This window comes from Alkalihalobacterium chitinilyticum (assembly GCF_029028005.1).
GTDB lineage: Bacteria > Bacillota > Bacilli > Bacillales > Bacillaceae_F > Alkalihalobacterium > Alkalihalobacterium chitinilyticum.
On the sequence record NZ_JAOTPO010000018.1, the window covers coordinates 59,570 to 74,326 of the forward strand.

The following is a 14,757-nucleotide window of genomic DNA, read 5'->3' on the forward strand; positions in this document are numbered from 1 at the left end:
TTACCATATGATTGACGTTGAGATGAATTGTAATCAAAAGAAAAGAGCCCCTGACCCTCGTTACCGGGAGTCAGGGGCTTCTTATAATAGTTTAGTCAGGGAAGACTTCTAGTCCTAATACAAAATGAGCAAATAAAAACACGATCGTCATTAAAATGATAGAAATAACGATACTCATAATCGGGTCTCTAATTTCAGGTGGTAATTTTGCTCTTTTATTCGATTCCATTTTGACATCTCCTTCAGATTTTAATTTATGAATGAATTAGAACGCTGAAGGATGAATGTACTTTGAAACTTTATTGTAAGTAAGTTTGCTATCGTTTTGATTTTTTCAACGGTGTTTTGAAACAGTTGTTTGTTCGGCAATACATAAAGTAGATAAGATAGAAAATATGAGATGTAAAGAACGAATCCTTTAAATGAATGTTCGCTCTCAAACCAGCTGTTGTTTAGGTCAGGCGAACTTGGTAGTAGAAGGAAAAAAGGGTCATTATCGTTTGTCACGTGATTTTCAATTTCATAAGAATAACTAAGGCTAAATAAAACGATGAAAATGAATACGATGTGTCTCATCTATAAACTCCATCTTACATTTTATACTTAGTATGTGTATTTTTTCTTAATGTATTATTTTAGTTTAAAGTTCAGTTCATTAACAGGGTGTACAGAGAAAAGAGCGAGCCACACAATGCGCTCACTCCTTTTTGAACTATAGTAAAGATAACAGAAACCCGCCGAATGCTCCAGTTAATACAATGACCCAAGGAGGCAGTTTCCAGAATACTAACATGCTGAATAGGACCGCAGCAAATGCAAAATCAACAGCCGATAAGATCGAACTGGTCCAGATCGGATGGTAAAGGGCGGCGATTAAAATGCCGACAACTGCAGCATTAACACCCATTAATGCTCCTTTGATTTTTGGGTTGCGACGTAATGTGTCCCAAAATGGTAGTGTTCCTAAAATCAGTAGGAATGCAGGTAAAAAGATGGCAACGGTGGCTAACAATCCACCTTGCCAGCCGTTAATGACAGCACCGATGTAAGCCGCGAATGTAAATAAAGGTCCTGGTACGGCTTGCGCTGCACCGTAACCAGCTAAAAATTGTTCTTCTGTTAACCACCCTGTTGGTACAAATTCACGTTCTAGTAAAGGTAAGACGACATGGCCGCCACCAAATACAAGTGCTCCAGAGCGATAAAAACTATCAAACATTGCAATCCAATTAATTGCTGTAGCTTCTCGTAAAATGGGAAGAAGAATGAGTAATCCAAAGAAAATCGTTAAACATCCGTAAGCAAAGCGACGAGAAATTGGAAACTTCGAACTCGATGGAGCATCATCAATGGTTTGCTGTTTATATATTAAATAACCTACAAATCCCGCTAAGATAATAATTCCAACTTGAGTAAATGCCGTTTGCCAGAGTAATGTAAGGACAATTGCAACTAAGGCAATCGTTCGTCGTTGTAAGTCCGGCGTTAAATTCTTTGCCATCCCTAGAATTGCATGCGCTACAACGACAACCGCTACAATCTTTAACCCGTGGATCCATCCGTAGTCAGCAAACCCTAACTGATTGAGAAGAACGGCAAATACTATGAGGGCGATAACGGAAGGAAGGGTAAAGCCAAGAAAAGCTAATATTCCTCCGAGTAAACCAGCGCGCATGACACCGATTCCTATACCTACCTGGCTGCTTGCTGGACCAGGTAGAAACTGACATAAAGCTACAAGGTCAGCATAGCTTTTTTCATCCATCCACTTTCTTCTCCGAACGTACTCTTCGTGAAAATAGCCCAAATGAGCAATTGGACCACCGAATGAAGTGAAACCTAGTCGAGTCGAGACGAATAACACTTCTAACAGCGTTTTTAATTTGTTTTCCTTTTGATTGGACATCTTTTTCACCTCTTGTTAATCTCTAATTTCTTTAAAAAGCTCATAGGCTTTGTTTCTTGCTTCAACGAGTAAGGCTTCACCTTTTTCAGTTGTTGAGTAATACTTTCGGATTTTTCCTTCAACATTTCGATCATCTTTGTGTAAGAGACCGTCCTTTTCCATGCTGTGAAGGATGGGGTATAATGTACCTGCACTTATGTTATAACCGTGTTCTTTCAGCTCTTCTAACATCCACAAACCAAAAATAGGATGCTCTTTGGCATGATGTAAAATATGTATCTGAATAAACCCTAGAAATAACTTTCGTAAAACTTTATCCTCCAATCGTAAGCTCCTTTCAGTATTGTTTGCCAATATCGAAAACCGATATTATAAAAATAACAAAATAAAAAACGAGAAACAACAGCTTGCCGAAATAAAACATAGTAAATTTACATTTTTAATATGTTATTTACAAAACGACTCATCTGAACAGGGAGAGATGTGTACATGATCCTAAAGTTAGATATTACAGAACCACAATTTGCGACTGGGATTTACGACTTGCAGAAAAAAGCCTATGAAGTAGAAGCTAATATCATTGGTTATTTGGATCTCCCACCATTAAAAGAAACCGTTCAAGACCTCCAACAATGCGGTGAACTCTTTTTAGGATATGTTATAGAGGAAAAAGTAGTCGGGGCGATCTCTTACAAAACGTCTGCAGATTTACTAGACATTCATCGTTTAATGGTTCATCCTCTTCATTTTAGAAAAGGCATTGCACAAGCTTTATTAACCCATCTTGAAGAGTGTGAGGCAACATTCCGTGAGTGGATCGTTTCTACTGGAACGGGGAATACTCCTGCAATAAATTTTTATAAAAGAAATGGGTTTCAAGTGTTAAATGAAGTTAAGGTAGATGAAAGGTTATCCATCACAAATTTAAAAAGAATGGCAGAAAAATAAACCCTGAAATCTGATAAAAATATGCTGACGGATGTAACCACTTTTGATATGATGATAATGATTATAATTATCAATTAGTTACTTCTAAGAGGTGGACGTACATATGAAGAAGATCTACTTTTGTAAAGAAAATGATGTTTCTAAAAAAGTGTTTAAACATATAAAAGAAAAGTATCCAGACATCACCGTGAAACGAAAGGGCTGCATTGGTGAATGCAAAACATGTAAACGTTGTCCTTTTAGTTTGATTGACGGAAAGAAAATCGTGAAATGTGATACAGACGATGAATTATATGCGAAATTAAATAAACAGATATTGAAAAAAGCTAAGTAACCGAGGTTGCATGCTGATAATAATGAACGACAGTACAGTTATTGTGCTGTTGTTTTTTTGATTTATTGATGTTTTATGTCTCTTTCTTAATGATGCGCAGACAATTAAACAACTAATAAACAACTAATCGGGTTAGCTTGGGTGAAGCAGAAAAAGCTTTGCCTATTTTTATTTACAACTATTGACAATGATCTTTATTGGTTGTATGGTTAATTACATAAGTAACTAACCAAGTAAGTGGGTGGGCATATGGAATCAAACTTAAAAGAAGATAAGCCAATATATCAACAAATCGCAGAAAAAATTGAGTCTAGCATCCTAGACGGAACGATTAAAGAGGGGGATCGCGTTCCATCTACAAACGAATTTGCGAAATTTTATCAAATCAATCCGGCGACAGCAGCAAAAGGAATTAACCAGTTAGTAGATCAAGAAATCGTTTATAAAAAGAGAGGGATCGGAATGTTCGTAGCTGAAGGAGCGAGACAGATTATTTTAGGAAAGAGAAAGCAAGATTTTTATAAAGACTATATTGTTCCACTTAAAAACGAAGCGGATAAATTAGGAATTACCGTAAGTGAATTAAAGGACTTATTAGAAAGAGGGGAAACGCAATGAACATTGAAGTGAAAGGTTTAACGAAAAGCTTCGGGCCGAAGAAAGCGTTAGATCAATTGTCGGTGACGTTTGAAGAAGATAAAATTTACGGTTTGTTAGGCAGAAACGGGGCTGGAAAAACGACGTTAATGCAAATTCTTGCAGGTCATACGCTTCCGACCGATGGCGCAATTGAATTGAACGGTGAGAAGCCTTTCAATAATCGTGAAGTATTAAAACATATTTGTTTAGTTAATGAAAATGGAAACTTCAAAAAGAAACTGAGAATAAAGGATGTCCTGAAGCTTGCGTCACTCTTTTACCCTAATTGGTGTCAACAAACCGCAGATTACTTGTTAGCTGAATTTGGTTTAGATCCAAATTTAAAAACAAAAGGTCTTTCCAAAGGGATGGAATCTTCGGTAGGCATTACAATCGGCTTAGCCAGCCGGGCAAAAATTACAATCTTTGATGAACCATACATCGGCTTAGATGCTTCGGCACGATATCGATTTTACGACTTACTTTTAGAGGAATATGAGGAGTATCCAAGAACAATTATTTTATCGACTCACCTCATAGATGAAGTCAGTAATTTGTTTGAAGAAGTCGTTATTTTACAAAACGGAAAACTGTTATTACAAAAAGAAACCGATCAGTTATTGGAATTGAGTTTACAGGTTAGCGGCAATAAGGAAGTGGTAGACCAGTTTACAGCTGGCAAAAATGTGATCCACGAAGCAGAAATCGTTGGCATGAAAACGGCTATAGTGTTTGGAGAAAAGTATAATTACGAAGAGGTGGTACAACTAGGGTTAAAAGTAGAACGATGCAATGTACAACAATTAATGGTATATCTAACCGAGGAAAAAGGAGGAAAAGTACATGTTTAAGGATTTAAAGGGTCATTTATTATATTTTGTTTATGACCACAAATTTAGCGTTACAATTTTTTGGGCAGTATTAATTTTATCCTCAGTTGTTTTCTTTACAATTAGTGCATTAAATCCAGCGACTACTGTCGTTTTCTCAATGAGTTTAGCCATTTACTTCTTTTGTGCGATTAATGGATTTTTAATGACGAAAGAAACGTTTCCATTTTTAATTAAACTCGGTTCAACGAGAAATCAATATATAATGTCTGCGATCATTTTTAACTTCATCTTAGCCGTGTTTATGTCAGTGATTGCAGTTTTGGTTAATCAATTTGTTATGGCTGCGAAAAATTTAACAAATGTAGATAACTTTACTCATTTTGTAATACTAGAGGGAACGACAATTTCGGCAACTTGGTACAATGAGCTATGGGTTAATATCATTTTCTGTTTTCTTTTGCTGCAGATTGGCTTTATGATGAGTTCCATCTTTTATCGTCTAGGTTTAGTCGGTGGATATAGTGGGTTATTGTTCCTGGCTCTGCTCTTGATTTTACCATCTACTCGAGGTGTGCTAATTGATCTTTTTGTAGGAACCTACAATACTGGAATAGATATAAACTACGTTTCTATTATTTTACTTTCTTTAGTTGTGATCCTTCCAAATTGGTTGCTTTTAAGGGAGGCTTCAACGACAGCAGGAGATATGCGGTAGAAAAAGACAGAGTTAGAGGAATAATGGAAACATAGCTTTAATGATTGTTGGAGTAAAATTACTTTGATTAAGTGGAAGACAAATAAATGTTATAAAGCAAATGGCATTACCGCCCCCTATTACACTGTGAATAAAGTGTGATAGGGGGTTTTATTAAGAAAGAAATCGATTGAATTTGTAAAGGGACCTTGACAGTAAAGTGTCCTTTACACTATAGTCAGTATTGTAAAGAGAGGGTCGGTGGTCTATGAAAAATCGGATGAAGGAATTAAGGCAAGAAAAGGGAATTTCACAAGAAAAAATGGCAACTATGCTAGGAGTGTCTCGACAGACTGTTATTTCAATTGAACGTGGACGTTACAATCCGTCTTTGCCTCTAGCCATACAAATTGCCCGTTGCTTTGACACGATCGTAGAGGACGTTTTTTTACTTGATGAAGAGGATACTGGAGGGATGAAAGAATGATGATCACAAAAAGCTTTACGAAAGGTTCAAGAAAGTTATACTTTTTCTTCGGTTGTATGTTTTTAGTTTATACTCTACTTTTTTCATGGGCCACGATTTCTACAGGTCTGTTCCCTGCTGGACATGAACTTTTAATGTTTGCGATGTGTGTGATGTCGTTTTGCATCGCCTATTTATTTCCTCAATTTAAAGATAATGATGAGCGTTCGAAACGCATTCGTGAACGGGGTATGTTTTTCAGCTATTTTTTCATCCTGGGGTACATGATTGTTGGGATGGCGCTCTTTCAATTGGAAGTAATCGCTTTTGACGGTTACCAAACGATATCCGTTTTAGCGATGTTAACAATTATCACTGTATTTTTATCATTTGTTGTTCTGTCTAAACGCTATTAAGCTGTGAAGCTAGTTAGAAACAACGTTAACTCTCAACAAATTAGGAGAACAAATAGGAATGATAAATACCTACAGGACTAGCTTGGCTTGTAGGTATTTATTATGTAATGAAAATTCTTTAGATAAATATGACTATGAATTGAAACTTTATTGAGACTTATCCGTCTTTATTAAGAATTTTTTTGTGAAGAGTAACAACTAGAAAAGGGAAGTGAGGTGAGAAGTCATTGAAACATGAATATGAACAATCTAGTGAAATTATTGAAATGTGGTATCACACCTACAGTGATGATATTTACCGTTACATTTTAATGTTAACAGGGGATCACGAACTTGCAAAAGACCTTATGCATGATACGTTCCTAAAAGCATTTAAGAGTGTCGATACTTTTCAGGGACGCTCTAGTGATAAAAATTGGTTATATCAAATTGCTAGAAATGTAACGATTGATTACAAACGGAAAAAAAGCCTGTTCAATATGCAATTGAAACTTTTTTCTCCTTGGCATCAGACTTTGGGTGTCCTGATCAAATCACAACGTTAGGAGAAACAGAGGAAGTTTTATTTAAATCGTTAAAGAAATTAAAGAGGCCTTATCAAGATGTTATTATATTACGAAAAATAAAAGACTTAACAATTAAAGAGACCGCTGAAATATTAGGTTGGAAAGAGAGTAAAGTAAAAACCACCTTATTTCGGGGACTCGATGCTTTAAGAAAACAAATGGAAAAGGAGGGGTATGTGAATGAAAAAAGATAATCGTAAATTCGAGTGGGACGACCATTTAACAAGGTATAAAAATGTTCGGTTAACAGAAGAAGAGAAAGAAAAAAACTATCAAAAATTAGTGAATTCTATACGGGATATGAATACTAAGGATAGTCGGTCTTATCGTCCTCAAACCAGGTTCTCAGTCGCTGTTCTTTTAACGACTATTTTCATTATATTAAGCGGATTTTTAGTAATGGACGTATTGCTGCATGATCGAAGTGGTCCGACCTCCTCCCATCCTTTCGAAATTAAAAACATAGAGAGTATAGAAGGGATCTGGGATAAATTTAAGTTACCGACGGAACTACCGTTTGAGGTCGAAGAAGCTGGAATTTCATATGTTCATGAACATAAATCTTCGTATATTGAAGATACTGATGAAATTCAAGGATATACGGTAGAATTTTACTTTATAAGTGCGGAGCAGTACGTGTTAATTAGATTAGAGGATGGGATAACTATTGAAAATATAACGGGACGAAATGAACAAAAGATAGTCTTAAGTGATGATACCGAGGCTGTCTACTTCTTTAATGGAGCGTCTCAGATGTTATTTTGGGATGACGGTGATATAAATTATAGTATTCAAGTAGGGACCGAAATTGAGGGGAAAGAGAAATACACCATTGAAGATTTGATCAACATAGCAGATTCTTTTCAAGTGTATAAATAAATGTAAAAGTAAAAAGTAAACTTGTTATAGTAAATAAATACAAATTTAAATAATAGAGACTAGCTCGAGTTACATTTGTAACCATAGCTAGTCTTTTGTGATTTTAATGCAAGATTTTAATTTAATATACATTATAGGGTATTTTGACAAAATCGTGAACAAAATTTACATTTCACAAAGCTCTCAAAATTATCGATTACTTTAAAAGTATCAATAAAAGGAGGGGGTTACTACGAGACACTATAGTTTCTTCTTTATTGGGTGTATGGCGCTTCTTCTAATGCTAAGTGGTTGTGTAGAAAAAGAGTACGAACCTTATCAAATTTCAGAAGGAGTCGACATATGCAATGAGTGCAATATGATCATGGGTGATAACCAATATGCCACGCAAATTCATCTGACCAATGGCCAATACTTTATGTTTGATGATATTGGTTGTCATTATCAGTGGTTAAAGCAGTATAGTGACCGAGAGATTGCAGTTCAATATGTACGTGATTATCATACGTTAGAGTGGTTAGAAATTGAAGATGCTTATTTTGTCTATGATGCATCCATTCAAACACCGATGGGCTATGGGATTAACACCTTTAAAGATGTAGATGAAGCATATCGATTTATGGATGAAATTGGGGCAGGCGATATGTTCACCTTTAACGATATTTTCGATCATCACTTCGAACGGCAATTCGGGTATAACTTTCAACAAAACTTAGTAGGAACAAAATGGGGGATAAAAAATGATTAAGAGAAAAGGATTTATTTTTGCATTATTACTAACTTTTACAATGATGACAGTTGCTGCATGTGGGTCGAATAATAGCTCTTCATCTGATCACGAAAATGAAAAAGTCGATGAAGACATTACACTTCAAGCCTTAATCGGGGCAGGTCTTGCTCAGCCGATGGATGAACTAATTGAAATGTATGAAGAACAAACGGGTGTAAAAGTAGAAGTGAATTATAACAATAATGCGGGATTAGTCGGTCAGCTGGAGATGAGTAAGCAAGGTGACGTATTTATTCCAGGGTCGCAACGGGTCATTGATTCGATGAAAGAAGCAGGCCATGTTGAAGATGATGTATTTGGTCCACTTGCTTTTCATACCCCAATCATTCTCGTAGCAAAGGATAACCCAAAAAACATTGTAAGTATTGAAGATCTTGCGCAATCAGGTTTAACGATCGCAATTCCTAATCGTGAAGGAACACCACTGGGACAATCAGCGTACGAGATGTTTGAAGAATTAGGAATAACAGAACTAGTAGAAAAGAATGAGATTATAACAGCGCAAACCGGTTCTGAAGCTGTTATGGCGATAATGTCGGGAGAAGTTGACGCTGCAATCAGTGAACTAGCGGCATTTCAAAAAAATCGTGAAAAGTTAGATGCTGCACAGATTGATCCAGATCTAAATGTCCTTCATGCATTTATGGGTACGGTCATCTCCTATTCTGAGCAAAAAGAAGCAGCGACTGAATTTCTTCAGTTTTTAGAAAAAGAAGCACCTGCCGTATTTCAATATCACGGATATAACATCAAAGGTGAAATTCATCAGTAACTAGGGGAAAAAGAACGATCCAATCGTTTCGATAGATCGTTCTTATTTTTCCTAATGATCCGTGTAAATGATAATACCCAAGATAGAAGTGAGGAGAATTATGCGTACAAATCAATTATTAACGAAAAGCTTTATCACGATATATATACTCACGGCATTATTTTTATTCTCTGTCTATATTGGTTTATTTTTTTATGTAGATCTATTTGCTTTTATTACAACAATCCAAGATAAAGAATTTCATTTTGCGATCGTTTTTACGTTGGTAACTTCATTGATTAGCGCAGCCATTATAGCGATTATCGCCATTCCTGTTGGCTACGTTTTAGCAAAGGTTTCTTTTCCTTTGAAAAATGTCATTAGTTCACTCTTTGATTTACCGTTAATTCTTCCGTCTTTAGTAACGGGTGTGGCCTTATTATTATTTTTTGGGCCGTTAACTAGTGATTTCTTGAACACGCTTGGCGTACGTGTTGTTTTTACACCAGTTGGGGTGGTCATTGCCCAAGTCGTAATTGGATTACCTTTAGCTGTGAGAGCGTGTCAGCAAGCCTTTTCTAGCTATGATGCACGGTTTGAGAAAGTAGCGGCAACCCTTGGTTATAGTCCATTCCAAGTATTTTTACGAACATCCTTACCAATGGCGAAATCTGGGATTTGGAGTGGGGTCATCATGGCTTGGGCAAGGGCTATGGGGGAATTTGGAGCCATATCAATGGTTGCAGGAATGACAAAATTCAAAACAGAAACGGTCAGTATTGCTATCTTTTTAAAAATGTCGATAGGTGAAATTCAATTTTCAGTTGCGATTTCAATAGTGATGATATTAATTGCAATCATCATTCTTACAGTCATTCGAATATTTGAGGGGGCGGAAGAGAGATGAGCCTGCATTTAAAAATAGAACAATTGAGTGTTACTTACGAAAAGTTCGCTCTTAAGAATATTGACTTTTCTCTGCAACCTAATGATTATTTAGTGGTAATGGGGCCGACAGGATGTGGAAAAACCCTGCTGCTTGAAAGCATTGTAGGATTAACCAAAGTGGATCACGGTCGTATATATATAAATGGGGAAGAAATAACGAATACACCAGTTGAAAAAAGGAAGATCGGTTTCGCCTATCAAGATAGCTTTCTTTACCCTTTTTTCACAGTAAAAGAAAATATATTATTTGCGGCAAAAGAAGAAAAACGTGACAGCCATATTATTGCTCGAATGAGAGACTTAACAGAAAAGATGAAAATTGACCATCTTTTAGACCGTAAACCACAGAGGTTAAGCGGTGGAGAAAAACAACGTGTGTCATTAGCAAGAGCCCTTCTGATGAAGCCGAAACTTCTATTATTAGATGAACCGATTTCAGCTCTTGATCCTAAAACTCGACTGGAGCTTTACGATCTTTTTCGGTCAATTCATCTTGATGAAAATGTGACGATTATTCATGTCACCCATGATTTTACGGAAGCGATGGCTCTTTCTAATAAAGTAATGTTGTTAAACAACGGGCAAATTGAGCAGTTTTCTTCGAAGGAACATTTTTTTGAAAAGCCAGCGACTCCATTTGTTTCTGAGTTTGTTTGCTTAGATCAAATGAAGGCCGTACTTAATGATAAACATCGTCCAGTCAAAGCCGCTGGTGTGTAATCGCTCGAAATAGGATAGGAAAAGACTAAAGCTTCTTTCCTATCCTTTTCTCATTAATGATTACTTCTTTTTATTCATCAATTGTTGTGCGCGATGGAATGGGCATTTAGAAAGAGCTGTTTCGTCATCATGAAGGAAATACTGCTTCCATTCATAATTATCATCCTCACCATATTTCTTCAATTCTGGGTGAGCTTCAATGTGGTCATAGGCTGCAAGACGTTTTCGAATTTTGGTTTTCATTTTCGCTGCATAATCAGGAGAAGCATTAAATTGTTGAAGTACCCATCTTGGAGTAATGGCCATCATAAAGTAAGGGAATGATCGACTGTTTCTATGTGTATGGGCTGGTGTTGCACAGTACATAAAATAAGGTTCACCATGAAAGCAGAATTCCCACTCATTTTCATGGGGGTCTTGTGGAATATGTTCAGGCCAACGTTTTTCATCTAGCTCAGTTACTTTGTTTAATAAATTCCAATACTTTTGTTCATATTCTTCAACTGTAATGTTTTCTTCATGTGATCCTTTAAATAATACGATGAGTGTTGTATATTTACCAAAATGTCGGTAATTCTCTGAGTACTCTTTTAATACTTGTGCCAGTTCATATGAAGTTAAGTCATCATCAGGATGACCAACAAAACCGTAACGTAAATGACTAAGTGCAAAAGCTTGAGTTGCAGGAATGCATGGAAAGAGGTGCTGGCGATTCGTCATTTTCTCCTCAAAATGTTGTATCGCATTTAATTTCCATCCGTTCAGATGATGTTGTGCTTTTTCTTTTGTAGTTAATAAATTCATGATATTCACTCCTAACCTCATTTAGCCTATGGCAAAATTGTTGGTTAGGTGATTGTCCTGGTTGACGATGGGCTTGACTATGTGAAAAGATTTATGGGTAAAGCTCCGTAAGATACTTTCTTCCATATAATAAAAAAACATTTAGTATCGGGAGTTGTTAAAATGTATCAGCATATTGTGAGGCCAGGGGAAACCTTGTGGCAAATTTCAGAAGATTACCGTATACCTTATACAACTTTACTGCAAGCCAATCAGATCGTTAATCCTAATCTGATCTACGTAGGGCAAGCCGTTACAATCCCCGGATTACCCAATCCAGACTTACTGCCATATTCGATTATGGTATCCATTTCAAATCGTACGCTGACACTGTTCCAAAACGGTGCCGTTGTAAAAACGTATCCAATTGCTGTTGGGCGAATTCTAAAACAAACACCGATAGGAGAATTTGTCATCATCAATAAAGCACCGAATCCTGGAGGTCCTTTTGGGACGATGTGGATGTCGTTATCTAAAAAACATTATGGAATTCATGGAACAAATGATCCTTCTTCGATTGGGAGAGCGGTCTCTAGAGGTTGCATTCGAATGTTTAATCAAGATGTAGAAGAGTTGGCCCGTACAATACCGATTGGTACTAGAGTGAGTATACGGCCGTGAAACGTCCGGGTAAAATGAAGAAAGCGCAAGAAAAGCACCATTTAGAACAGGTGCCTTCTTAGAAAAGGTATGTAGTCTGTATTATTTTTTTATGGTAAAGGCATCGATATAATAAATACCCTCTAATTCATTTAACTCTCTGATATGGCCATAAACATTTACTTTGTTTCCTTCAGAATAGTTCATTTCTTGATCATTAACAATGTGTACAGCGCCTATTATTTGTCCCGCTTCATCTTCTACAAATAAGCCAAAATCACTTGAACCATAGACAGGATATTCTTTAGAATGAAAATCCTTCTTAAAAACAGTTGCTATTGTACCTTGAACAAGAACGGCGTCTCCTATTTGTAGTTGAGTATCTTTAAGTTGTTGTTCGGATACAGGTACGGCAGATTCTAAAATATTTTCTCCCTGTTTGGTTTCATCGGGCAATAAATTTTCGTTTGACGTTTCATTTGAGGTGCATCCAGCAAAGAGCAGGCTGCTCATTAGTAAGCAAATAAAAACTCCTCTCATATCTCGCTCCTTTGTACTAAATTTAAAACTAACGAATTTAAAATGAGCATATTTAACGTTCAATTGTCATGCAATTGTAGATCAATTATAACATTAAATGGTAAAATTTTGAGGGGGGATATTACAAAAAAAATCAGGAAGGTAACGTGTATGCTTATGTATCAAGCTCAACAATTTGTTAAGCTTGTCTTTTTTTAGGTTACTGAAGCTGGGTCGAAGTTTAGTTCTTTTAGTAAGTGATCAGGATTTCCATCAAAATTGAAGAAGAAAGGTGTGTTTTCATCATTAAATAACAGGTAATGAGGCTTGTCGTCTTTTGGGAAAATAAATACGACCTGATCGACTAAATCATGAAACCACTCATTTTCTATTGTAGCTGCACGTTCAAATGGAACTTTTATCATATAGCCTTCATCTGGAATGGGATTGAACTTTTTGCTTAGTCCTGTCGTGCTTTCTATGAGCGCTTTCGTTTCTGCTTGTATTTTGTCTGTTGAAGGTACTGATTGTATGACCTCACCTTTTTCAATATGAAAAATTTCGACTGGTTTTTGGTTTTGTGCTGAAACCACTGTAGTCAATGCGATAAAGAGTAACACAAAAGCCACGATTTTTTTAAACATTTTTGAACCACCTCATTGATAATGTTCCCCATGTTCGATATGTTCATCGCATTTACTTAGAGAGAAAAGAGTTAATAATTAACACCTTTCTAATCAAATAGAAGTCGACGGTCTTGATTATAATAATGGTTGTCCTAGTGACACAAGGCACAAGGATGTAGGTGTTGGTGATCGGAGGTTGATTACAATTGATATCGTGATGTTTTTGTTCTTAACGATTGTAGTTTTAGCTGGTTTGATTACGGTTACCGCTTGGGCACGACGACAAGTAAAACCGGAATTGGTCCCAGTCACTACAGGAGAAGCCGTTAATCAAGAACCGATACGAGAACAATTTAGGGAGGAATTTGGGATGGAAAAAGAAACACAAGAAATCGTTGAACGAGTAGCAGCAGCCAAGGCCGAAGAAGAAATTGGAGAGGAGTTAATGCCATTGCGTGGTCATCTTGAAAAAATGCAATCGACACTAAACCAATTGCAGTCGACCCAGCAACAGTATAGTTCCATGAGCTCACAATCTTCGAGTGGTCAAGATCAGCAACAAGCTAATCAATTATTACAACAAATGCAGCAATTTAGTTCACAAGCTCAACAACAACAACAAAAGACATTCCAACAATTGCAGCAATCCATTCAGCAAGCGACGCAAATGTTAGGTAGCGTTAGTCAATCCCTTCAATCCTTTAATGTTCTTAATCAAATGACTCAACAAATCAACCAATCACAACAACAGTTACAACAAATGCAAAGCCAGTCACAAGGACAGATGGGACAAGGTGGTCAGTCGCAAGGCCAAATGTCTCAAGGTGGACAAAGTTCACAAATGCAAAGTGGCCAAGGTCAAAGCCAAATGTATGGTGGACAAAGTTCACAAATGCAAGGTGGCGGTCAAGACCAGCAATCACAATATGGAAGTAACTACAGCAGCGAAAGCGAATTGTACGATAGCTATTAATGAGAGATCGTGCATTTAAGAGTGGTTACTACAAAGGGGGCTGACTTCGGTCAGCCCTTTTAATTTTTGTTGTTGGTGCTGTTCACATTTTGGCAAATAAATGGTGAAATTGGACAATAAATTTTCAAAATGGACAATAAACTGTAAAAACGGACAATAAACTGTAAAAACGGACAATACTATTTAGCCCCCTAACTCATTTGGACACCTACTCCTCTACATATTAAAATGGAATTAACTAAAGGAGGAGCCGAAATGAAAAGAAGAATGGGGCCAATAGAAGATGTAAAGAAACAATATGTTCGT

At 36.6% G+C, this 14,757-nt stretch carries 22 protein-coding genes; 16 read left to right on the plus strand and 6 right to left on the minus strand.

Features of this window, described 5'->3' with window-relative positions; genetic code table 11:
• Nucleotides 1-91: 91 nt before the first annotated feature.
• The 3 genes from N7Z68_RS19995 to N7Z68_RS20005 all read right to left on the minus strand — a co-directional run bounded on the left by N7Z68_RS19995 (nt 92) and on the right by N7Z68_RS20005 (nt 2,230).
• A complete protein-coding gene (locus tag N7Z68_RS19995) occupies nt 92-229 on the minus strand; it encodes a hypothetical protein (protein WP_275120239.1) in 138 nt (45 codons plus the stop codon).
• A 483-nt stretch (nt 230-712) separates the two neighbouring features.
• Nucleotides 713-1,906 carry a chromate transporter gene (locus tag N7Z68_RS20000; protein ID WP_275120240.1) on the minus strand — a complete coding sequence of 398 codons (1,194 nt, stop codon included), beginning with the start codon at nt 1,904-1,906 and terminating at the stop codon, nt 713-715.
• A gap of 15 nt (nt 1,907-1,921) precedes the next feature.
• Nucleotides 1,922-2,230, minus strand: a complete 309-nt coding sequence (locus N7Z68_RS20005) for a PadR family transcriptional regulator (protein ID WP_275120241.1) — start codon at nt 2,228-2,230, stop codon at nt 1,922-1,924.
• A 165-nt stretch (nt 2,231-2,395) separates the two neighbouring features.
• Between N7Z68_RS20005 and N7Z68_RS20010 the strand changes: the two genes are divergently transcribed.
• The 14 genes from N7Z68_RS20010 (at nt 2,396) to N7Z68_RS20070 (ending at nt 10,890) form a co-directional block, all read left to right on the plus strand.
• Entirely contained in the window at nt 2,396-2,854 is a 459-nt protein-coding gene (locus N7Z68_RS20010) for a GNAT family N-acetyltransferase (protein WP_275120242.1), read from the plus strand.
• Between the two features lie 103 nt (nt 2,855-2,957).
• On the plus strand, nt 2,958-3,188 hold the full coding sequence (locus tag N7Z68_RS20015; RefSeq protein ID WP_275120243.1) for a DUF1450 domain-containing protein: 231 nt from the start codon (nt 2,958-2,960) through the stop codon (nt 3,186-3,188).
• Nucleotides 3,189-3,437: 249 nt separating this feature from the next.
• Nucleotides 3,438-3,806: a GntR family transcriptional regulator gene (locus N7Z68_RS20020; RefSeq protein WP_275120244.1), complete on the plus strand. Its 369-nt coding sequence runs from the start codon at nt 3,438-3,440 to the stop codon at nt 3,804-3,806.
• Nucleotides 3,803-4,678: an ABC transporter ATP-binding protein gene (locus N7Z68_RS20025; RefSeq protein WP_275120245.1), complete on the plus strand. Its 876-nt coding sequence runs from the start codon at nt 3,803-3,805 to the stop codon at nt 4,676-4,678. Before N7Z68_RS20020 ends, N7Z68_RS20025 begins: the two co-directional genes overlap by 4 nt.
• Entirely contained in the window at nt 4,671-5,375 is a 705-nt protein-coding gene (locus N7Z68_RS20030) for a hypothetical protein (protein ID WP_275120246.1), read from the plus strand. Before N7Z68_RS20025 ends, N7Z68_RS20030 begins: the two co-directional genes overlap by 8 nt.
• Before the next feature lie 247 nt (nt 5,376-5,622).
• Entirely contained in the window at nt 5,623-5,841 is a 219-nt protein-coding gene (locus N7Z68_RS20035) for a helix-turn-helix transcriptional regulator (protein WP_275120247.1), read from the plus strand.
• On the plus strand, nt 5,838-6,236 hold the full coding sequence (locus N7Z68_RS20040) for a hypothetical protein (RefSeq protein WP_275120248.1): 399 nt from the start codon (nt 5,838-5,840) through the stop codon (nt 6,234-6,236). Before N7Z68_RS20035 ends, N7Z68_RS20040 begins: the two co-directional genes overlap by 4 nt.
• Nucleotides 6,237-6,463: 227 nt before the next feature.
• Complete coding sequence (locus N7Z68_RS20045; protein ID WP_275120249.1) at nt 6,464-6,781, plus strand: RNA polymerase sigma factor; 318 nt, start codon at nt 6,464-6,466, stop codon at nt 6,779-6,781.
• The gene (locus N7Z68_RS24405) at nt 6,739-6,996 is read left to right on the plus strand and encodes an RNA polymerase sigma factor (protein ID WP_373323202.1); all 258 of its coding nucleotides are present in this window, start codon (nt 6,739-6,741) and stop codon (nt 6,994-6,996) included. The genes N7Z68_RS20045 and N7Z68_RS24405 overlap by 43 nt, the downstream gene beginning before the upstream one ends.
• Nucleotides 6,983-7,681, plus strand: a complete 699-nt coding sequence (locus N7Z68_RS20050; RefSeq protein ID WP_275120250.1) for a hypothetical protein — start codon at nt 6,983-6,985, stop codon at nt 7,679-7,681. The genes N7Z68_RS24405 and N7Z68_RS20050 overlap by 14 nt, the downstream gene beginning before the upstream one ends.
• 280 nt (nt 7,682-7,961) lie before the next feature.
• Nucleotides 7,962-8,429, plus strand: a complete 468-nt coding sequence (locus tag N7Z68_RS20055; RefSeq protein ID WP_275120251.1) for a nitrous oxide reductase accessory protein NosL — start codon at nt 7,962-7,964, stop codon at nt 8,427-8,429.
• Nucleotides 8,422-9,243: a molybdate ABC transporter substrate-binding protein gene (gene modA / locus N7Z68_RS20060; RefSeq protein WP_275120252.1), complete on the plus strand. Its 822-nt coding sequence runs from the start codon at nt 8,422-8,424 to the stop codon at nt 9,241-9,243. Before N7Z68_RS20055 ends, modA begins: the two co-directional genes overlap by 8 nt.
• Before the next feature lie 100 nt (nt 9,244-9,343).
• A complete protein-coding gene (locus N7Z68_RS20065) occupies nt 9,344-10,129 on the plus strand; it encodes an ABC transporter permease (protein ID WP_275120253.1) in 786 nt (261 codons plus the stop codon).
• Nucleotides 10,126-10,890, plus strand: a complete 765-nt coding sequence (locus N7Z68_RS20070) for an ATP-binding cassette domain-containing protein (RefSeq protein WP_275120254.1) — start codon at nt 10,126-10,128, stop codon at nt 10,888-10,890. Before N7Z68_RS20065 ends, N7Z68_RS20070 begins: the two co-directional genes overlap by 4 nt.
• A gap of 60 nt (nt 10,891-10,950) precedes the next feature.
• Here N7Z68_RS20070 and N7Z68_RS20075 read toward each other — a convergent pair whose 3' ends face one another.
• Entirely contained in the window at nt 10,951-11,694 is a 744-nt protein-coding gene (locus tag N7Z68_RS20075; RefSeq protein WP_275120255.1) for a YqcI/YcgG family protein, read from the minus strand.
• A gap of 162 nt (nt 11,695-11,856) precedes the next feature.
• On the opposite strand from N7Z68_RS20075, the gene N7Z68_RS20080 reads away from it, so the two are divergent.
• Nucleotides 11,857-12,354 (plus strand): L,D-transpeptidase family protein, encoded by a 498-nt coding sequence (locus N7Z68_RS20080; RefSeq protein WP_275120256.1) that lies wholly within the window; start codon nt 11,857-11,859, stop codon nt 12,352-12,354.
• An 81-nt stretch (nt 12,355-12,435) separates the two neighbouring features.
• Here the strand turns inward: N7Z68_RS20080 and N7Z68_RS20085 are convergent, their stop codons facing one another.
• Both N7Z68_RS20085 and N7Z68_RS20090 read right to left on the minus strand, forming a co-directional pair.
• Nucleotides 12,436-12,873 (minus strand): hypothetical protein, encoded by a 438-nt coding sequence (locus N7Z68_RS20085; protein ID WP_275120257.1) that lies wholly within the window; start codon nt 12,871-12,873, stop codon nt 12,436-12,438.
• A 194-nt stretch (nt 12,874-13,067) separates the two neighbouring features.
• Nucleotides 13,068-13,496 carry a hypothetical protein gene (locus N7Z68_RS20090; protein ID WP_275120258.1) on the minus strand — a complete coding sequence of 143 codons (429 nt, stop codon included), beginning with the start codon at nt 13,494-13,496 and terminating at the stop codon, nt 13,068-13,070.
• Nucleotides 13,497-13,674: 178 nt separating this feature from the next.
• On the opposite strand from N7Z68_RS20090, the gene N7Z68_RS20095 reads away from it, so the two are divergent.
• The gene (locus tag N7Z68_RS20095) at nt 13,675-14,451 is read left to right on the plus strand and encodes a hypothetical protein (RefSeq protein WP_275120259.1); all 777 of its coding nucleotides are present in this window, start codon (nt 13,675-13,677) and stop codon (nt 14,449-14,451) included.
• The last annotated feature ends 306 nt before the right edge of the window (nt 14,452-14,757 follow it).